Origin of the sequence: Muricoccus nepalensis (assembly GCF_006438825.1) — a bacterium.
GTDB lineage: Bacteria > Pseudomonadota > Alphaproteobacteria > Acetobacterales > Acetobacteraceae > Roseomonas > Roseomonas nepalensis.
This window is the reverse complement of sequence record NZ_RCZP01000003.1, coordinates 249,967-269,056: the sequence shown is the minus strand read 5'-3', so window position 1 is coordinate 269,056 and position 19,090 is coordinate 249,967. Positions and strand designations below refer to the sequence as shown.

Here is a 19,090-nt window from a genome sequence, read left to right as displayed (position 1 = left end):
CCATGCGCCTGGCCCTCGCCGCCATCCTGGCCGCCGTCCGCGCGGTCTGCCGGGCGGGAACGCTCGCGGCCTTCGCCGTGCTGATCGGTGTGGTCACCGTGCAGGTCCTCGGCCGCATCCCCGGCTTCCCCGCCCCCTCCTGGACCGAGGAGATCGCGCGCTTCGCCCTCGTCTACCTCGTCGGCTTCTCCTGCGGGCTGGCGCTGCTCCGGGGCGAGATGGTGAACGTGGACCTCTTCGTCGCACCCCTGCCGGCCTCCGCCCGGCGCGTCATCGAGCGCGTGGTGGACGTCATCGTCCTCGGCTTCAGCCTCGTCATCATCCCCGGCGCCTACGACTACGTCGCCTTCAGCCTCGGCGAGCGGGCGCGCTCGGTCGACCTGCCGATGATCACGGTCTACGCGGTCATGCTGCTGATCCCCGCCGCGCTCGCCTTCTTCTCGCTCTTCCGCCTCCTGGGCTTCGCCGAGACGCCGCCCGCCTCGCACGGGGAGCTCACCTGATGCTTGTGTCGCTGCTTTTCGCGACCTTCGCGCTCTGCCTCGTGCTCGGGGTGCCCGTCGGCATCGCGCTCGGCCTGGCCAGCGCCGTCTACCTTATCGGCGCCGACATCGACCTCTCGGTCGTCGCGCAATACGCCTACGCGGGCATGGACAGCTTCGTGCTCCTCTGCATCCCCGGCTTCGTGCTGGCGGGCAACCTGATGAACGGCGGCGGGATCACCGACCAGATCGTGCGCTTCGGCAACTCCCTCGTCGGGCACATCCGGGGCGGGCTGGGGCTGGCCAACGTCACGGGGTCGATGATCTTCGCGGGGATCTCCGGCACGGCCGTCGCCGAGACCGCCTCCATCGGCGCCGTCATGATCCCGGCGATGCGCAAGGCCGGCTACGACGCGCCCTTCGCCGCCGCGGTCACCGCCGCCGCCTCCACGGTCGGGCCGATCATCCCGCCGAGCGTGCCGATGATCATCGTGGGTACGCTGTCCGGGCTCTCGGTGGGCAAGATGTTCCTCGCCGGCGCCATCCCGGGGCTGCTGCTGGGCATCGCGATGATGGTCACGGTCTACATCGTCTCCGTCCGCCGCGAATACCCGCGGGGCGAGTGGGCGGGGTTCCGCGAGATCCTCCGCTCCTCGCGCGGGGCCTTTTGGGCGCTGCTGATGACGGCGGTCATCCTCTACGGCATCGTCGGCGGGCTGTTCACGCCGACGGAGGCCTCGGTGGTCGCCGCCCTCTACGCGCTGGTCGTCGGGCTCTTCGTCTACAAGGGGTTCCGCCTCCGGCAGATCCCGGCCATCCTGCTCGAGAGCGCCATCGGCTCCGGGGCGCTGATCCTGCTGGTGGGCTTCGCCAACGTCTTCGGCTGGATCCTGACGAGCGAGCAGATCCCTCAGGCCATCGCCGCGGCCATGCTGTCGCTGACGACGAACAAGTACCTGATCCTTCTCCTGATCAACATCCTGCTGCTGATCGTCGGCACCTTCATGGAGACGATCGCGGCCCTGATCATCCTCTTCCCGCCGCTGCTCGCGGTGGCGGTGGCGGTCGGGGTCGATCCGATCCACTTCGCGATCATCGCGGTGCTGAACCTCATGATCGGGCTGACGACGCCGCCGGTCGGCGTCTGTCTCTTCGTGGCGGCGAACATCGCGAAGGTCTCGCTCGGCTCCATCAGCAAGGCGATCGTGCCCTTCCTGATCTGCAACATCATCGTGCTCTTCGTCGTCAGCTACGTGCCCTGGCTCGCCCTCTGGCTGCCGGGCCTCTACTTCAAGTGAACGCCGCCCCCGAGGACACGGCCGCGATGCCCGATCCCATGCCCCGCCTCTCGCCCGATGCCCTGGCCGCGCACCCGCCGCCCGCGGGGGTGGCCCTGCCGCGCTACGACCGCGCGCGGCTGAGCCCCGCGATCGTGCATCTCGGGCTCGGCGCCTTCTTCCGGGCGCACGGCGCGCTCCTCACGGAGGACGTGCTGAACGCGCGGGGCGGGGACTGGGGAATCGTCGGCGTCTCTCTCCAGCGGCCGGACCAGCGCGACCGGCTAGGGCCGCAGGGCGGGCTCTACACGGCGCTGGAGCGGGGGCCGGGCGGGGCGCGCGCGCGGGTCGTCGGCAACCTGCTGGGGGTGCACGTCGCGCCCGAGGACCCGGCCGGGGTCGTCGCCCTGCTCGCCGCGCCGGAGACGCGGATCGTCAGCCTGACCGTGACGGAGAAGGGCTACTGCCACGACCCGGCGACGGGGCGGCTGCGCGAGGACCACCCGGACATCCGGCACGACCTTGCCTCGCCCGACGCGCCGCGCACGGCCGTCGGCTTCCTGGCCGCGGCGCTCCGCCGCCGGCGCGACGCGGGGCTGCGGCCCTTCACGGTGCTCTGCTGCGACAACCTGCCGGACAACGGCGCGCTGCTCGCGGGCCTCGTCCGCGCCTTCGCCGCTCGCGTCGACCCGGGGCTGGCGGACTGGGTGGCGGAGGCGGTGCCGTTTCCCTCCACGATGGTCGACCGCATCGTGCCGGCGACGGTGGAGGACGACCGGGCGGAGGTGCAGGCCGCGACGGGCTTACGGGACGAGGCGCCGGTCGTGCACGAGCCCTTCCGGCAATGGGTGATCGAGGACCGCTTCGAAGGCGGCGACCGCCCCGCCTGGGAGCTGGCGGGCGCCCAGCTCACGGCGGACGTGCGGCCCTTCGAGCACATGAAGCTGCGGCTGCTGAACGGCGCGCACTCCGCGCTCGCCTATCTCGGCACCCTCGCCGGGCACCGCACGATCGTGGAGGCGGTCGGCGACCCCGCCCTCGCGGCCTATCTCGCGCGGCTCTGGGCGGAGGTGCGGCCGATGGTGCCGCCCCCCCCCGGGCAGGGGCTGGAGGCCTACACCGACGAGCTGCTCGCGCGCTTCGGCAATCCCGCAATACGGCACCTGACGGCGCAGATCGCCATGGACGGGTCGCAGAAGCTGCCGCAGCGCCTTCTCTCGACGGTGCGCGAGCGGCTCGCGGCCGGGCTGCCCATCCCCGCGCTCGCCCTCGCCGTCGCGGCCTGGGCGCGCCACGCCGAGGGCCTGGACGAGACGGGCGCGCCGATCGAGCTGCGCGACCCACTGGCGCCAGCGATCCGCGCCGCCCTGGCCTCGGGCGGGGATGCGAAGGCGCGCCTCGGCGCCCTGCTCGGCCTCGAGGCGATCTTCGGGACCGACCTGCCGGCCCATGCCGGCTTCCGCGCCGCCGTGGCCGGCGCCTATGAACGCCTGCTGGCGAGCGGCGCCCGCGCCGCCGCGGCGGGCTGACACCCCTTCCGCAAGGACCGCGAGCGATGGAAGAAACCTGGCGCTGGTTCGGCCCCGACGACGCCGTCCGGCTGGACCACATCCGGCAGGCGGGCCCGCGCGGCATCGTCACCGCGCTGCACCACGTTCCCTACGGGGAGGTGTGGACGGTGGAGGAGATCGAGCGGCGCCAGGCGGTGCTGGCGGCGGACCCCTCCCTCGGGCTGCACTGGCGCGTGGTCGAGAGCCTGCCGGTGCACGAGAAGATCCGGCGCGGCGACGCGGATTGCGGGGCGCTGTTCGAGAACTATCGCCGGTCGATGCGCCACCTCGCGGCCTGCGGGGTGACGACCATCTGCTACAACTTCATGCCCGTGCTCGACTGGACCCGCACGGAGCTGCGGCACACGCTGCCGGGCGGCGGGCGGGCGCTGCGCTTCAACGCCCACGAGTATGTCGGCTTCGACGTCTTCATCCTCGGGCGGGCCGGGGCGGAGGAGGGGGTGGCGCCCGATCTCCTCGCCCGCGCCAGGGCTTGGGTGGAGGCGGCGAGCGACGAGGACAAGGCGGTGCTGCTGGCCTCCATCATGGCGGGGCTGCCCGGCGCCTACGACCGCTACGACGTCGCGGGGCTGCGGCGCATCCTCGCGGCCTATGGCGGGATGACGGCGGCGGACCTGAAGGCGAATCTCCGGCGCTTCCTGGAGGAGGTCGTCCCGACCGCCGAGGAGCTGGGCATGCGCCTGGCCATGCACCCCGACGACCCGCCGCGCCCGCTCTTCGGCCTGCCGCGCGTCGTCTCGACGGAGGAGGACATCGCCGACCTCCTGGCCATGGCGGACAGCCCGGCCAACGGGCTGACGCTCTGCACGGGGTCGCTCGGCGCGCACCCGGCGAACGACCCCGCCCGCATCGCCGCGCGCTTCGCGGACCGCATCCACTTCGCCCACCTGCGCAACGTGGCGAAGGAGCCGGACGGGTCCTTCATGGAGGCCGACCACCTCGGCGGCGACACCGACATGGTGGCGGTGGTGGAGGCGCTTCTCGCGGAGGAGGGGCGGCGCCGGGACGCCGGGCGCGCGGACTGGCGCATCCCCTTCCGGCCCGACCACGGCCACGAGCTGGCCGACGACATCGGCAAGCCGACCTTCCCGGGCTACCCGCTGATCGGGCGGCTACGGGGCCTGGCGGAGCTGCGCGGGGTGATGGCGGCGGTGGCGCGGCTGAAGGGGCTGCCGCTCTAAGGAGCCTCCCGGCCCCCGCCGGTGGTCAGGGCGGCAGCGGCGAGACGCCGATGACCGGGCGGTGCAGGAGGAGCAGGAGGAGCCAGAGCAGGAGCCCGGCCGCGAGGCGGGTCGCGGAGGGCGGCGCCGAGGGGCGCCAGCGGCCGGCGAGCAGCGCCGCCCCGGGCCAGAGCGAGGTCCTCGCGGCCAGGGCCTCCCATTCCGGCGCGCCGAGCCGGCGGCGCTTGCGCCGGTCGATCGCCAGCATGCCGAGCAGCGCGAAGCCCGCGAAGCTGCCGAAGAGCACGGCGTGGGCGAGGTCGCCGTTCGGCACGGCGTGGGCAAGGGCCCAGAGCCCGATCGCGAGCAGCAGGGGGTGCCGCGCGAGGCCGGCGATGCCGGGATGCGCCGGGTCGAAGCCGGTGGCGGGGCCGCCGAAGGAGAGGGGGTTGGGCGCCCCGGCGGCGAAGGCCACGAGCAGGCAGGCCAGCGGCACCGCGAGGTTCGGCACCGCGAGGTGCCAGGGCTCGGCTGTCCAGAGCGGGACGTAGGGCGCGCGCCCGGTGGCGGCCACGAGCCAGGCGAGTACGGCCAGGGAGGCGAGGCTGTAGAGGGCGAGGTAGCCCCGCTCGCCGAGCCGCGCGGTCAGGCGGCGGCGCAGGAGGGGCCGGGCCGGCAGCGCGTGGGAGAGAAGGAAGGCCAGGAAGGCCGCGATGAACTCGCCCCAGCCGCGCATCCTTGCCTCGCGTCCCCCGCAGCCTGGCGCGCCGGCCGCGGCCGGCACCGTGGTTCCGCGGCGGGCCGCGGGATGGTCCGCCAGGGTATCACCGGCCGCCCCGGGGCGGGAGCCCCGTCACGCCGGGCGCCGGGGCCCCGGGCGCGGCCTGGCGGCCGCCGCGGGGGAGAGGCAGCGGCGGAGCAGGGCGACGAGGGCCGTGGCCACCGGCGGGAGCGGCCGCTCGGCGCGGGTGATGATGCCGATCTCGCGGTGCAGCCCCGGCCCGCCGAGCGGGAGCGCCGACAGCCCCTCCTCCAGCGGGTCGGGGACGGCGATGCCGGGCACGATCCCGACGCCCAGCCCGTCCCGTACGAGGCCGAGCACGGTCAGGATCTGCTGCGCCTCGTGGCGGACGGGCAAGGCGAGGCCGGAGCGCCGCGCCGCCTCCTCCATCATCGGGCGCAGGCCGCCCATCAGCACGATCGGCTGGTCCGCGACGGCGGCGAGGCGGACGCTGCGCTGACCGCGGAGCAGGCCGGTCCGGAACAGGACGCAGACCGGGTCGGTGAGGAGCGGCTGGAAGAGGAGGCCGGCGGGCGAGAGCGGGGGCGGGCCGACGCCGAAGTCGGATTCCTGCCGCCGCACGCTCTCGGTGATGCCGGCCAGCGGCAGCTCGCGGAGCCGCAGGCTGACGGCCGGGTGGGCCTTCTGGAAGGCCGCGATCACGCCCGGCAGGCGCGAGCCCGCCAGGCTGGGGGCGCAAGCGACGGAGACGCGGCCGCGATGCGAGGCGACGAGGCCGCTCGCCTGCCGCAGCCCGTCCGAGAGATCCTCCAGCGCGGCGCGGACCTTGCCGAGGAGCTGCTCGCCCTCCGGCGTCAGGGCGACGCGGCGGGTGGTGCGGCTGAAGAGGCGCCGGCCGAGCTGCGCCTCGAGCTGCTGGATCTGCATGCTGACGGCCGACTGCGTGCGCCCGATCGTCTCGGCGGCGAGGCGGAAGCTGCCCCCTTCCGCCACGGCGACGAAGGTCGGGAGGAGGTTCAGGTTGACGTTCATCCAGCGGACTCCGCCCGGCGGCATTGATCAGCGGCGCTGATCAATATGTCAGGCCTTTGCGTTGGACGTCGAGGGCCGTCCCTGGCTCCATCCCGCCACGACGCCGGCGTAGACCGGGCGGGGAGGGGCATCCATTGAGCAGCAGAGCCGCGCCGGCCTTCGTGACCCGCCCGGGACGGCCCGGCGCCCCCGGGCGCGGGGGGCGGCATGGCTGAGCGCCCGGCGAGGCTGCACCGCTCGGAGCTCGCGGTGCCCGGCATCCAACCGCGCTTCTTCGGCAAGGCGGCGCAGGGACCGGCCGACATCGTCTTCCTCGACCTCGAGGACGCCGTCGCGCCCGCCGCCAAGGAGGTGGCGCGCGAGCGGGTGATCGAGGCGCTGCAGGGCATCGACTGGGGCCGGCGCGCCATGGCGGTGCGCGTGAACGCGCTCGGCACGCCCTGGGTGCTGCGGGACATCGTGGACGTGGCGCGCGCCTGCCCGCGGCTCGACCTCATCCTGCTGCCCAAGGCCGAGAGCGCCTTCGACGTGCGCTTCGTGGCGGAGCTGCTGGCGAGCGTGGAGCGCGAGCGCCCGCGCGACCGGCCGGTCGGGATCGAGGTGCTGCTGGAGACGGCGCGCGGCATCGTCCATGCCGACGAGATCGCCGCCGCCTCGCCGCGGCTGGAGGCGATGGTCTTCGGCGTGGGCGACTACAGCGCGGACCTGCGCACGCCCGACACGGTCTTCGGCCGGCCGAGCCCAGACTACGCGGTGTTGACCGACCCCGGCGCGGAGGGCGCGCGGGCGCTGCACTGGAACGACCAGTGGCACTACGCGCTGGCGCGGGTGGTGAACGCCTGCCGCGCCAACGGGCTGCGGCCGATCGACGGACCCTACACCGACTACCGCGATCCCGAGGGCTTCGCGGCCAGCGCGGCGCGGGCGCGTGCCCTCGGCTTCGAGGGAAAATGGGCGATCCACCCGACGCAGGTGGAGGCCGCCAACCGCGCCTTCTCCCCCGCGCCGGAGCAGCTCGAATGGGCAAGGGCCGTGACGGCGGCGCTGGACGGGGCGGCGGCGGAGGGCGGCGGCGCGGTGGGGATGGACGGCGTGCTCGTGGACCTCGTCCACGCGCGGCGGGCGCGGGCGATCATGGAGCGGGCCGCGCTGATCGCGCGCCGCGAGGGAGGAGAGGACGGATGACCGACGCGATCCCGGCGGCCGGCGTGGGCACGGCGACGCAGCCGCTGACCGGCGTGCGCGTGCTCGACATCGCGACCTTCCTGGCGGGTCCCTTCTGCGGCACGATCATGGGCGACTTCGGCGCCGACGTGATCAAGGTCGAGCAGCCCGGCAGCGGCGACCCGCTGCGCGGCTTCGGCACGCCGACGGAGTGCGGCGACACCTTCGCCTGGCTGAGCGAGGCGCGGAACAAGCGCTGCATGACGCTCGACCTGCGCAGCCCCGAGGGCGCCGCGGTGTTCCGCCGGCTGGTGGCCGAGGCCGACGTGCTGATCGAGAACTTTCGCCCGGGCACGATGGAGAAATGGGGCTTCGGCTGGGAGGCGCTGAGCGCGATCAACCCGAAGCTGGTGATGCTGCGGATCAGCGCCTACGGCCAGACCGGGCCGATGCGCGAGAAGCCGGGCTTCGCGCGGATCGCCCACGGCTTCGCGGGTCTCTCCTATCTCGCGGGGGAGCCGGGGCGGCCGCCGGTGGTGCCGGGGAGCACGTCGCTCGCCGACTACATGTCGGGGGTCTGGGGCTGCGTCGGCGTGATGATGGCGCTGCGGCAGGCCGAGAGCACCGGGCGCGGGCAGGTCGTGGACATCGGCCTCTACGAGAGCATCTTCCGGATGCTCGACGAGATCGCGCCGGTCTACGCCGCGCACGGCACCGTCAGGGAGCGCATGGGCGCGGACGTGCCGGCGGTGGTGCCCCACGGGCACTGGTGCACGCGGGACGGCCGCTGGATCGCGCTCGCCTGCAGCAGCGACAAGATGTTCGAGCGGCTGGCCGTGGCCATGGGGCGGCCGGAGCTGGCGGGGGCCGGGCCCTTCGGCCGCACGGCCCAGCGCGTGGCGGGGCGGGAGGCGGTGAACGCCCTCGTCGCGGAATGGGTGGGCGCGCAGGACTACGAGGGGCTGATCGCGGCCTGCGACCGGCACGGCGTGCCCTGCGGCCCCATCAACAGCATCGCCGACATCTTCGAGGACCCGCAGTTCCGCGCGCGCGGCAACATGCTCGACGTGGAGGACCCGCGCATCGGCCGCGTGGTGCTGCCGGCGGGCGTGCCCGCGCTGTCCGAGACGCCGCCCGCGCTGCGCCACACCGGGCGCGCGCTGGGCGCCGACACCGACGCCATCCTCCGCGACCTGCTGCGCCTGGAGGAGGCGGAGATCGCCGCCCTGCGCGCCGCCGGTGCCGTCTGAAGACCGATCCGCCAGGAGTGCCCCCGCGATGACCGCGCCCCGCCAGATGAACCTCGTGGCCTTCCTCCAGGCCCAGAACTGCTCCAACTACCCGGCCTCGTGGCGGCACGAGGGGAGCATGAGCGACTTCCTGAGGCCCGAGTACTACCAGCGCATCGCCCGCGTGCTGGAGGCCGGCAAGTTCCAGATGGCCTTCTTCGACGACCGGCTGGCGATTCCCGACATCTACGGCAACGACCACGCCTCCACCGTCGAGAACGGGGTGCGCGCGGTGAAGATGGACCTCATGCCGATCGTGACGGCGATGGGGCTCGCGACCTCGCGGCTCGGGCTCGGCGCGACCTACTCCACCACCTACTACGAGCCTTTCCACGTGGCGCGCCTCTTCGCGACGCTCGACCTGATGATCGGCGGGCGGGCCGCCTGGAACATCGTGACGTCGCTGAACGATTCGGAGGCGGCGAATTTCGGCCGGTCCGAGCACCTCGAGCACGACGCGCGCTACGACCGCGCGGACGAGTTCCTGGAGGTGGTGACGGGCCACTGGAACAGCTGGGACGACGACGCGCTGATCCTCGACAAGGAGAGCGGGCGCTTCGCCGACGCGGCGAAGGTGCGGCGCCTGGACTACGAGGGGAAGTACTTCCGCTCCCGCGGGCCCTTCCCCGTGCCGCGCTCCCCGCAGGGGCAGCCCGTGCTGATCCAGGCCGGGCAGAGCGGGCGCGGGCGGGCCTTCGCCTCGCGCTGGGCGGAGATGATCTTCGCGGTCTTCCCCAACCTGGCCGCGGGCCGCAAGGGCTACGCCGAGATGAAGGCGGCGCTGGCCGCGGCCGGGCGCGATCCCGCCAGCGTCAGCATCGCCCCCGCGGTCTACGCGATCGTCGGCGAGACGCAGTCGATGGCCGAGGACAAGAAGGCCTATATCGACGGGCTGGCGAAGCCGGTGGACGGGCTGAACCTTCTCTGCGAGGTGCTGAACGTCGACTTCAGCAAGAAGCCGATGGACGAGCCCTTCAGCGACGAGGAGCTGGCCGGCCTCTCCTGGCACGGCTTCCGCGACCGCGTGGTCTCCCTCAGCGGCAAGGCGAACCCGACAGTGCGCGACTTCGTGCACTTCTCCGGGCGCGGCACGATCCGCGAGTTCCCCTGCTTCGTGGGCACGGCCAAGCAGGTCGCGGACGGGATGGAGGAGTGGTTCGGCAGCGCCTGCGACGGCTTCGTCCTCGCGGCCACGCACATGCCGGGGTCCTACGAGGACTTCGTGCGCCACGTCGTGCCGGAGCTGCAGCGGCGCGGGCTGTTCCAGAAGGAATACCAGGGCGCGACGCTGCGCGAGAACCTGCGCCTGCCGATGCACCCGGCGGGCGGCCTGCGGCGGTCGGCGGCGTGACGGGGCGGGTGGTGGCGCGCGCCGGGCGCGGCACCGGGGTCGAGAGGGAGAGAGACATGACGATCACGCGGCGCGGGATCCTCGGGGCCGCCACGGTCCCCGCCCTGCTGGCGCTCCCGCGCGCGGCGCGGGCGCAGGCCTGGCCCGACCGGCCCGTCCGCGTCATCGTGCCCTACGCGCCGGGCGGCGGGACGGACGTGACCACGCGCGCGATCGGGGAGCTGCTGTCGCACACCCTCGGGCAGAACTTCGTCGTCGAGAACCGGGCCGGCGCCAACGGCGTGGTCGGGACCGAGGCCGTGGCCCGGGCGGCGCCGGACGGCTACACCTTCGTCGCGGCGACGAGCACGCACATCATGAACCGGCAGATCGTGCCGCGGCTGGCCTACCACCCCGTGAACGACTTCACGCCGGTCGCACTCCTCGCACGCTACCCGCTCGTGCTCGTCACCGGGCCGGGGAGCGAGTTCGCGAGCGTCGCCGACCTCATCCGCGCGGCGAAGGCGCGGCCGGGGACGATCGCCCAGGCGACGGCGGACGCGCAGACCTCCTTCACCGCCAACAACCTCGCCAAGCGCGCGGGCGTGGAGATGGTGGAGGTGCCCTATCGCGGCAGCGGCGCCTACCTGGCCGACCTCACCGGCGGCCACATCCCCGTGGCCTGGGCGAGCACGGCGACCGTCATGCCGCTGCGCGCGGCCGGCACGGTGAAGGTGCTCGCGATCAGCGCCCCGCAACGGTCGCGCTTCCTGCCGGACGTCCCGACGCTGCGGGAGAGCGGCGTGGAGGGCGCGGACTTCATCGGCTGGTTCGGCCTCTTCGGCCCGGCGCGCCTGCCGCCGGCGGTGGCGTCGCGGCTCAACGACGCGATCAACGCGGCCTTCGGCGAGGCCGTGATGAAGCAGCGCCTGGACAGCCTGGCCGTCGACGCCGCGCCCATGGGCCTCGACGCGCTCGCCGAGCTGATGCGGCAGGAGGACGCGCGCTGGGAGCTCGCCGCGCGCGAGAACCTGCTTCCACGGGGGTGAGGGAACGGCGTGCCGTCAGGGGATGACGCGCGCCTCCCGCAGGGTGGCGAAGAGGTCGAGGAAGGCGTCGTCCGTTGCCTGGTAGTCCAGGAAGCCGAGGCGGCGGCTCTTGCTCATATCGGTGACGACCTCGATGGGACGGCCGAGGTCGGCGTCCGTGTGCCAGGCGGAGGCGAGGCGGCCGAGGTCGGGCTCCACGAGGCCGTGCCGCGCCGCGATCTCCCGCCAGAGGGGCGCGGCGTCGGCGAGCTGCGCCTCGAGCGGCGTGCCCTGGCCGGGGAAGGGGGCGGGCTCGAGGCCGAACCAGGCCGCGAGGCGGCCCCACATCCAGCTCCAGCGGAAGACGTCGCCGTCGACGACGTTGAAGGCCTGGTCGCGCGCGGCCGGGGTGGTCGCGGCCCATTCGAGATGGCGCGCGAGGAGGCGGGCGTCGGTCATGTCGGTGAGGCCGTTCCACTGCGCGGCGGAGCCCGGGAAGAGGAAGGGGCGGCCGGTCTCGCGGCAGAGCGTGGCGTAGGCGGCCAGCGTCACGCCCATGTTCATCGCGTTGCCGACGGCGTAGCCGATGATGGTGTGCGGGCGGTGCACGCTCCAGCCGAAGCCGTCGCGCGCGCTGGCGGCGAAGACCTCGTCCTCCTGCGCGTAGTAGAAGTTCTCGACGTCGAGGCGCGGCTGCTCCTCGCGGAAGGGCGTGGCGGGCAGGCTTCCCTTGCCGTAGTTCTCGAAGGGCCCAAGGTAATGCTTCAGCCCGGTCACCAGCGCGACGTGCCGCAGCCCGCCGCCCGGGCGGAGCGCGTCCAGCAGGTTGCGCACCATGGCGGCGTTGACGCGGATGTTCTCCGCCTCCGTCGGCTGCCGCAGCCAGGTGGTGATGAAGACGTGGCTCGGGCGCTCCTCCGCGAGCGCGGCCCGGAGCGCGGCGGGGTCGAGGAGGTCGGCGGCGACGGGCCGCAACCCCTCGATCCCCGCCGGCGGGCGACGGGCGAGGCCACTGACCTGCCAGCCGTTCCGCAGCAGGTGCCGGGCCAGGTTGTTGCCCACGATGCCGCTCACGCCCGCGATCAGTGCCGTACCCGCCATATTCCGAGACCTCGTCCGCTCTTGCTGGCCAGCGCAAGTGGGCGGTCGGGCCGGGCACGGCTAGGCGCGCGGGCGCGGCGGGTGGTCACCTTAAGTTGCGATGAGGGCCCGCTCTGATCGGAGGCGCCGGGTTGTTCCCGGCTGGTCAGCGGCCGGGGATGGTCGCGGTGACCTCGATCGCCGCGTACCAGGCGGCGAGGTCGGCGATCTGCTGGTCGGTCAGCTCCTGCGCCACGATGGTCATCTGCTCGTTCTGCCGCGTCTTGTCCCGGTAGGCGCGGAGCTGGGCCACGACATAGGCCGGGTTCTGCCCGGCCAGGTTCGGCGCCTCGGGCAGGGTGGCAATGCCGTCCCGCCCGTGGCAGCTCGAGCAGATGCCGGCGGCGAGCCGCCGGCCGGACCGCGCGTCGCCGTCCTGCGCCCGCGCGGGGGCGGTGGCCGCCCCCGCCAGGAGCAGCACCGCCAGGGCCGCTGCCCGCCGCATCAGCGACGGCTGCGGTTGTAGGAGATGCGGTAGACGGCGCCGGCCATGTCGTCGGAGACGAGCAGCGAGCCGTCGCGCAGCACGGCCACGTCGGCGGGACGGCCGAGATACTCGTTCGTCTCGTCGTCCAGCCAGCCCTCGGCAAAGGGCTTGCTCTCCTTCACCGACCCGTCGGGGTTGAGGAAGGTCACCATCACCCGCGCGCCCACGGGCTCCGTGCGGTTCCAGGAGCCGTGCTGGGCGTTGAAGATGGCGCCGCGGTACTCCTCGGGGAACATCCGGCCGTCGTAGAAGGTCATGCCGAGGTCGGCGGCGTGGTTCTGCGTCTCGACCACCGGGAAGACGACGTTGGCCGGGGGCTGGCTGTCGGCGTACTCGCGGGTGCGGACGTTGCCGCCGCCGTACCAGGGGAAGCCGAAGTGCTGGCCGGCCGCGGTGCTGCGGTTGATCTCGCCGGGCGGGGTGTTGTCACCCATGCCGTCCACCTGGTTGTCGGTGAACCACAGCTCGCTCGAGTTCGGCCGGAAGGCGATGCCGACGGAGTTGCGCACGCCGCGCGCGTAGACCTCGCGGTTCTGGCCGTTGCGGTCCATGCGGATGATGCCGGACATGCCGACCTGCCCGTAGAGGTCGAGCTTCGCCGGCGGCGGCACGTTGAAGGGCTGGCCGAGCGAGATGTAGAGCTTGTTGTCCGGACCGATGCGGCAGACCCGCGCGCCGTGGTTGAAGCTCTCCTCCGACGCGGGGACGAGCTGGCCCTGCGGCACCACGACCTCGGCCGCGACGTCCGGGCTCTCGTAGAAGAACTCCGCGGCCGGGAAGGCGACGACCCGGTTGTGCTCGATGACGTAGAGGATGCCGTCCGGCGAGAAGCAGAGCCCGTTCGGGACGGAGAAGCCGATGGAGGGGGCGAAGACCTTCACCTCGTCGGCGACCCGGTCGCGGTCGCGGTCGGTCAGCGCCCAGACGCGCGTCTTGCGCGTGCCGACGAAGACGACGCCGCCGGCGCCCACCGCCATGTGCCGCGCGTCCGGCACGACGGCGTAGAGGTCGATCCGGAAGCCCTCCGGCAGGCGGATGCGCTCGAGGTTGCGGCGCAGCGCGTCGGCGCGGCGCCCCTCCTGGGGAACGGTCTCGATCTGCAGGGAGGCGCCGGTGGTGCGGAACTGCTGCAGCCGCTCGAGGTTGTCGGCCTGTCCCTGCACGGGCCCGCCCGGCGGCGGGCGCACGTTGGTCGGCGTCTCGCCGGGCGTGGAGCCGGCGGTGTTCGAGGGAACGCCGCGGCCCGGTTGAGGCTGTTGCTGCTGCGCCAGCGCCATCGACGCCACCGAGGCCAGCAGCAGGCCGGCGCCAACCAGGAATGCCTTACCTTCCACGAGCGTACCTCCACAATTTTTTTGCTGTTTGCCGCGACCGGCGAGCGGAGGATGCTGAGACCGCGGCGCCGATGGCAATGACATCGCCGTGAGGAGAGCCCTCGGCGGCAACTTTCCGGCGAATTGCATTCCGCGTGGCCGCCCGGTACCGCGATAGTGGGCGAGGGATGCACCCCGCGGTGGTTCTGCAGCGCGCGCGAGGCCTGGCCATTCACCGATCGACGCGGTGATCGGTGGTGTCGGCGAGGAGGCCGCCCGTTGCCACCGCTTCCCGGCTTCGCCAGAGTTGAGCGGGGATGGCGAGGGGGCGACATGGCGCTGTGGGTCCGGTTCCAGCACGCGGGCGGCGAGGGCTTCGGCACGCTGGAGGGCGACAGCATTCAGCCCCATAGCGGCGACCTCTTCGCGGCCCCCACGCCCAGTGGCGAGACGATCCCGGCGGCGGGCCTGCGATTCCTCGCCCCGGTGCGTCCGGGCGCCTTCATCGGGCTCTGGAACAACCTCCACGAGGCCGCGGCCAAGGCGGGCTGGGCGCTGCCGGAGACGCCGCTCTACTTCCTCAAGTCATCGCGGAGCGTCGTGGGGCCGGAGGAGGCGATCCGGCCGCCGGCCGGCTACGCCGGGCGCGTGATCTACGAGGGGGAGCTCGGCCTCGTCATCGGGCGGCGCTGCAAGGACGCGACGGAGGAGGAGGCGGCCTCCGCCATCTTCGGGCTGACCTGCGTGAACGACGTGACGGCGCTCGACCTGCTGAACGCCGATCCTTCCTTCCCGCAATGGGCGCGCGCGAAGGGCTGCGACAGCTTCGGCCCGATCGGCCCCGCCATCGCGACGGGGCTCGACGCCTCCGCGCTGCGCGTGCGCGTGGCGCTCAACGGGCGGGTGCGGCAGGACTACCCGGTCAGCGACATGATCCTGCCGCCCGCGCGGATCGTCTCCCTGCTCTCGCGCGAGATGACGCTCGAGCCCGGCGACGTCATCGCCTGCGGCACCTCGGTCGGCGCGCTGCCGATGCGGCCGGGCATGGTGGTGGAGGTCACCATCGATGGCATCGGGACGCTGCGGAACGTCTTCGCCCCCGCGGAGGGGGCGCCGGCTCAGCCTTCGTAGCAGCCGGCGGCGCGTCCGCGGCCGCGCAGCAGCGCGAGGACGGTGCGGCAGGTGGGAACGGGCACCTCCACGCGCTCGGCGAGCTCCACCACGGCGCCGAGCAGGGCGTCGATCTCCATCGGGCGGCCGCGCTCCAGGTCCTGCAGCATGGAGGTCTTGTGGGCGCCGACCTCGGCCGCGCCCGCGATGCGCTTGTCGACGTCGATGGCGAAGCGCGTGCCGAGCCGCTCCGCGACCGCCTGCGCCTCCACCATCATCGCGCGCGCGACGCCGCGCTGGCCGGGATCGGCGGTGATGACGTCGAGCGTCGCGCCCGTGAGCGCGCTGATGGGGTTGAAGGCAAGGTTGCCCCAGAGCTTCACCCAGATCTCGTCGCGAATGCGCGGCCGGATCGGCGCCTTGAAGCCGGCGCCGATCAGGGCCTCCGAGAGGGCCGCGATGCGGGGGGTGCGGGCGCCGTCGGGCTCGCCGAGGGTGAAGCGGTCGCCGTAGGTGTGCTCGATCACCCCGGGCTCGGCGACCTCGGCGGCGGGGTAGATGATGCAGCCGATGACGCGGGACGGGTGCAGGCGTTCCCAGACCTGCCCGTCCGGGTCGACGCTCCGCACGCGCGTCTCCTCGAAGGGGCCGGGCAGCTTGTGGAAGTACCACCAGGGCACGCCGTTGACGGCGGAGACGATCGCCGTGTCGGGGCCGAGAAGGGGTTGCATGCCCGGCGCGGCCGAGGGAAGGGAGTGGGCCTTCAGCGTGACGACGACGTAGTCCTGCGGCCCCGCCTCCTCGGCGGTGCCGACGCAGCGCGGGCGCGCGCGGATCTCCTCGCCCTCGCTGCGGAGGAGGATGCCGTTCGCCTGCATGGCCGCGAGATGCGGCCCGCGCGCCACGACGGTGACCTCGGCGTCGCCCTTGGCCGCGAGGCGCGCGGCCATGAGGCCGCCGATCGCGCCGGCCCCGAAGATGCAGATCCTCATGCGAAGCTCCTCGCCTGGTCGATGCGCGTGGTCAGAGCGAGATGCCGAGCTTCTCGGCGAGGCCGATGCGCATGAGCTTGCCCGTCGCCCCCTTCGGGATCTCCGGGAGGAACACTACCTTCTTCGGCACCTTGAAGTCGGCGAGGCGCACGGCGGCGAAGTCGCGCAGCTCGCGCTCGGTCAACGCCTGGCCGTCGCGGAGCACGATGGCGGCCCCCACCTCCTCGCCGAGCTTCGCGTGGGGAATGGCGAAGGTGAGCGCCTGGGCCACTGCCGGGTGCTCGGAGAGGACGCCGTCCACCTCGAGCGGCGAGACCTTCTCGCCGCCGCGGTTGATGAGCTCCTTCAGCCGGCCGGTGAGCAGGAGGAAGCCGTCCTCGTCGAAGAGGCCCTGGTCGCCGGTGCGGAACCAGCCGTTGAGGAAGGCCTTCGCGTTCGCCTCCGGGTTCGCGTCGTAGCCGGCCATCACGTTCGGGCCGCGGATCACCACCTCGCCGATGGAGCCCTGGGGCAGGATCGTGCCGTCGTCGGCCATGACCGCGACCTCCGGCCCGGCGGGCAGCCCGACCTTGCCGGGCTTGCGCGGGCCGGCGAGCGGGTTCGAGCACATCTGGTGCGCGGCCTCGGTCATGCCGTAGCTCTCGACGAGCGGCGCGCCGAAGACCGCCTCGAGCTGCTGCATCACCGGGCCGGGCAAGGAGGCCGAGGAGGAGCGGAGGAGGCGCAGCGGGGCGCGCGCGATGATGTCGCGTTTGCGCTCCGCCCGCGCGAGGATCGTCTGGTGCATGGTCGGCACGGCCGTGTACCAGCTCGGCCGCTCCTCATCTATCCAGCGGAAGAAGCGCAGCGCGTCGAAGCCGGGCGTGCAGCACACCGCGCCGCCGGCGGCGAGCGAGGAGAGCACCGCCGCGATCAGGCCGTGGATGTGGAAGAGCGGCATGATGTTGAGGCAGGTGTCGGCGGGGGTCAGCGCGAGGGCAACGCCGATGTGGCGCGCGGAGGCCGTGACGTTCGCGTGGGTCAGCGGCACGATCTTCGGCCGCGCGGTGGTGCCGGAGGTGTGCAGGACGAGCGCGACGTCCTCCGCTTCCGCGGGGCCAGGCCTCGCGGCGCGGCCGGGCGCCCCGCCCTCCAGCGCGAAGGCGCCCGCACCGGACGCGAGGTCGGGCACGAGCTCGAGGATCGGCACGCCGAGCTTCATCCCGGCGGCCCGCGCGGGCGTCTCGTCGCCGCGGAGCACGACGAGCGCGCGGGCCTTGAGGTCGTCGAGGTAGAACTCGAACTCCTCCTGGCGGTAGGAGGGGTTCAGCGGGGCCGTCGTCGCGGCGGAGGCCACGGCGACGAAGGCGGCCGCCATCTCCGGGCCGTTAGGCAGCACGATGCCGACGCGGTCGCCGCGCCCGATGCCGGCCGCGTTCAGCGCGGCGACGGTGGTGCCGACGAGGTCCCGCAGCGCGCCGTAGGTCAGCGCGGGGCGGCCCTCCGTCGCGCGGATCGCGGGCGACGAGGCCGCTCCGTCCGCCAGCAGTCCCGCGATGGTTTGGTGTGCCACCATGCGCCTCCTCCTCGATGTTGGGCGGAGGCTACCATCATTTGGCGGTGGCGAAAGCCTCCGGGGCCGGCGCCGTAAAGGCTTTACAGGTTTACCGCCGGCGCGGTGCAAGGCTTTACAGCTTTCAATCTCGCCGCGCGCGGCGGCCGTTCCCGGCGCGGCCGGGGTGGCGTTACTGAGGATATCCCTCCTGGAGGATCCTCGATGACGCCACTTCCGCGCCGTGCCCTTCTTGGCAGCCTGCTCGCAGCTCCCCTCGCCGCGCCCGCGCTCGCCTCGAACTGGAGGCCCGACCGGCCGGTGGAACTCGTCGTCGGCTTTGCGCCGGGGGGCGGCACGGACGTCGTCGCCCGGCTCTTCGCCCGGCACCTCGAGACGCGCCTTGGCCAGCCGATCACGGTGACGAACCGGCCGGGGGCCTCGAGCGAGGTGGCGCTGTCCTACGTCGCGCGCTCGCGGCCGGACGGGCACGTGCTGGGGCTGACCAACATGCCCTCCTTCGTCACCGTGCCGGTGGAGCGGCGGGCGCAGTACAACCTCGACAGCTTCGCCTTCCTCGGCAACATCATGACCGACCCGACGGGGCTGATGGTGCGGGCGGACAGCCCCATCCAGGACGTGCCGGACCTCATCCGCCGCGCCCTCGCGGCGCCCGACGACATCACCGTCTCCACCTCGGGGATCGGGACCGACGACCACCTGATGATGGCGCTCATCTCGAGCCTGACGGGCGCGCGCTTCACCATCGTCCACTACAACGGCGCCCCGGTGCAGCGCACGGCGCTGCTGTCCAACCTCGTGCAGGTGAACTGCGTCTCCATCGGCGAGGCGATGCCCGACCCGCGCGGCACGCGCTTCATGGCGCATGGCGGGGCGGAGCGGAGCCGCTTCGCGCCGGAGACGCCGACCTTCAAGAGCCTGGGCCTCGATTTCGAGATGTACTCCGAGCGCGGCCTCGTCGTGCCCGCCGCGACCCCGTCGCGCATCACCGAGCGGCTGCGCGACGCGATGCAGGAGGCGGCGACCGACCCCGCGACGGCGCGCGCCTTCGAGGCGCAGTTCATCGAGCCGACGGTCGAGCCCGGGCCGGTCTGGGAGGCGCGGATGCGCGCCACCCAGAGCCGCTACACCGAGCTGTGGCGCCGCACGCCCTGGATCAACACCTGATCCCCGGCGGCGGGTCCTTGGGCGCAACGGGAAGGGCGGGGGCGCATGGCGCGGTGGGCTGACAAGCTGGGTGTCCTGACGGCGGTGATCCTCGCCGCCGCGGTCTTCGCGGCCCTGGACGGCTGGCTGGCGGCGTGGGAGCTGGAGGGCTACCGCGAGGCCGCCCGTTCCGCCGCCTGGCTGGTGGCGGTGGTCGGGGCGATCGCCCTCGGCGTCGCCTGGCCGAGGCTGAGGGCGCGCCGCCCCGCCTGAAG

General features: G+C 73.4%; 18 protein-coding genes. 11 read left to right on the top strand and 7 right to left on the bottom strand.

Going from position 1 to position 19,090, the window contains the following annotated elements; genetic code table 11:
• Positions 1–2 precede the first annotated feature (2 nt).
• The 4 genes from EAH89_RS05730 to uxuA are packed head-to-tail and all read left to right on the top strand — an operon-like array spanning position 3 to position 4,511.
• Complete coding sequence (locus tag EAH89_RS05730; RefSeq protein WP_140881831.1) at positions 3–503, top strand: TRAP transporter small permease; 501 nt, start codon at positions 3–5, stop codon at positions 501–503.
• A complete protein-coding gene (locus EAH89_RS05725; RefSeq protein WP_140881830.1) occupies positions 503–1,780 on the top strand; it encodes a TRAP transporter large permease in 1,278 nt (425 codons plus the stop codon). The genes EAH89_RS05730 and EAH89_RS05725 overlap by 1 nt, the downstream gene beginning before the upstream one ends.
• Before the next feature lie 26 nt (positions 1,781–1,806).
• Positions 1,807–3,288 carry a mannitol dehydrogenase family protein gene (locus EAH89_RS05720; protein ID WP_206667460.1) on the top strand — a complete coding sequence of 494 codons (1,482 nt, stop codon included), beginning with the start codon at positions 1,807–1,809 and terminating at the stop codon, positions 3,286–3,288.
• A 26-nt stretch (positions 3,289–3,314) separates the two neighbouring features.
• Complete coding sequence (gene uxuA / locus EAH89_RS05715) at positions 3,315–4,511, top strand: mannonate dehydratase (RefSeq protein ID WP_140881829.1); 1,197 nt, start codon at positions 3,315–3,317, stop codon at positions 4,509–4,511.
• Positions 4,512–4,536: 25 nt separating this feature from the next.
• Here the strand turns inward: uxuA and EAH89_RS05710 are convergent, their stop codons facing one another.
• Positions 4,537–5,226, bottom strand: coding sequence for an NnrU family protein (locus tag EAH89_RS05710; protein WP_140881828.1), 690 nt, complete (start codon positions 5,224–5,226; stop codon positions 4,537–4,539).
• Between the two features lie 117 nt (positions 5,227–5,343).
• Entirely contained in the window at positions 5,344–6,264 is a 921-nt protein-coding gene (locus EAH89_RS05705; RefSeq protein ID WP_161993489.1) for a LysR family transcriptional regulator, read from the bottom strand.
• Between the two features lie 207 nt (positions 6,265–6,471).
• Here EAH89_RS05705 and EAH89_RS05700 point away from each other — a divergent pair, with 207 nt between their 5' ends.
• From EAH89_RS05700 to EAH89_RS05685, 4 genes are read left to right on the top strand one after another with little or no spacing between them, the layout of a single operon-like run.
• On the top strand, positions 6,472–7,449 hold the full coding sequence (locus EAH89_RS05700) for an HpcH/HpaI aldolase/citrate lyase family protein (RefSeq protein ID WP_140881826.1): 978 nt from the start codon (positions 6,472–6,474) through the stop codon (positions 7,447–7,449).
• Positions 7,446–8,678: a CaiB/BaiF CoA transferase family protein gene (locus EAH89_RS05695; RefSeq protein WP_140881825.1), complete on the top strand. Its 1,233-nt coding sequence runs from the start codon at positions 7,446–7,448 to the stop codon at positions 8,676–8,678. Before EAH89_RS05700 ends, EAH89_RS05695 begins: the two co-directional genes overlap by 4 nt.
• 28 nt (positions 8,679–8,706) lie before the next feature.
• A complete protein-coding gene (locus tag EAH89_RS05690; RefSeq protein ID WP_140881824.1) occupies positions 8,707–10,068 on the top strand; it encodes an LLM class flavin-dependent oxidoreductase in 1,362 nt (453 codons plus the stop codon).
• A gap of 56 nt (positions 10,069–10,124) precedes the next feature.
• Complete coding sequence (locus tag EAH89_RS05685; protein ID WP_140881823.1) at positions 10,125–11,096, top strand: Bug family tripartite tricarboxylate transporter substrate binding protein; 972 nt, start codon at positions 10,125–10,127, stop codon at positions 11,094–11,096.
• 15 nt (positions 11,097–11,111) lie between these two features.
• Here EAH89_RS05685 and EAH89_RS05680 read toward each other — a convergent pair whose 3' ends face one another.
• The 3 genes from EAH89_RS05680 to EAH89_RS05670 form a co-directional block, all read right to left on the bottom strand.
• Positions 11,112–12,176, bottom strand: coding sequence for an SDR family oxidoreductase (locus EAH89_RS05680; protein ID WP_140881822.1), 1,065 nt, complete (start codon positions 12,174–12,176; stop codon positions 11,112–11,114).
• Positions 12,177–12,321: 145 nt separating this feature from the next.
• The gene (locus EAH89_RS05675; protein ID WP_140881821.1) at positions 12,322–12,660 is read right to left on the bottom strand and encodes a c-type cytochrome; all 339 of its coding nucleotides are present in this window, start codon (positions 12,658–12,660) and stop codon (positions 12,322–12,324) included.
• On the bottom strand, positions 12,660–14,036 hold the full coding sequence (locus EAH89_RS05670) for a PQQ-dependent sugar dehydrogenase (protein WP_241666872.1): 1,377 nt from the start codon (positions 14,034–14,036) through the stop codon (positions 12,660–12,662). Before EAH89_RS05670 ends, EAH89_RS05675 begins: the two co-directional genes overlap by 1 nt.
• Before the next feature lie 312 nt (positions 14,037–14,348).
• On the opposite strand from EAH89_RS05670, the gene EAH89_RS05665 reads away from it, so the two are divergent.
• The gene (locus tag EAH89_RS05665) at positions 14,349–15,146 is read left to right on the top strand and encodes a fumarylacetoacetate hydrolase family protein (RefSeq protein WP_140881820.1); all 798 of its coding nucleotides are present in this window, start codon (positions 14,349–14,351) and stop codon (positions 15,144–15,146) included.
• Here the strand turns inward: EAH89_RS05665 and EAH89_RS05660 are convergent.
• Together EAH89_RS05660 and EAH89_RS05655 are read right to left on the bottom strand one after the other, a co-directional pair.
• Complete coding sequence (locus EAH89_RS05660; RefSeq protein WP_140881819.1) at positions 15,134–16,117, bottom strand: 2-dehydropantoate 2-reductase; 984 nt, start codon at positions 16,115–16,117, stop codon at positions 15,134–15,136. The two genes, EAH89_RS05665 and EAH89_RS05660, sit on opposite strands and share 13 nt — an antisense overlap.
• Positions 16,118–16,148: 31 nt before the next feature.
• Positions 16,149–17,672 carry an acyl--CoA ligase gene (locus EAH89_RS05655; protein WP_140881818.1) on the bottom strand — a complete coding sequence of 508 codons (1,524 nt, stop codon included), beginning with the start codon at positions 17,670–17,672 and terminating at the stop codon, positions 16,149–16,151.
• Positions 17,673–17,873: 201 nt separating this feature from the next.
• On the opposite strand from EAH89_RS05655, the gene EAH89_RS05650 reads away from it, so the two are divergent.
• On the top strand, positions 17,874–18,836 hold the full coding sequence (locus EAH89_RS05650; protein WP_140881817.1) for a tripartite tricarboxylate transporter substrate binding protein: 963 nt from the start codon (positions 17,874–17,876) through the stop codon (positions 18,834–18,836).
• Positions 18,837–18,881: 45 nt separating this feature from the next.
• Positions 18,882–19,088 (top strand): hypothetical protein, encoded by a 207-nt coding sequence (locus EAH89_RS05645; RefSeq protein ID WP_140881816.1) that lies wholly within the window; start codon positions 18,882–18,884, stop codon positions 19,086–19,088.
• The last annotated feature ends 2 nt before the right edge of the window (positions 19,089–19,090 follow it).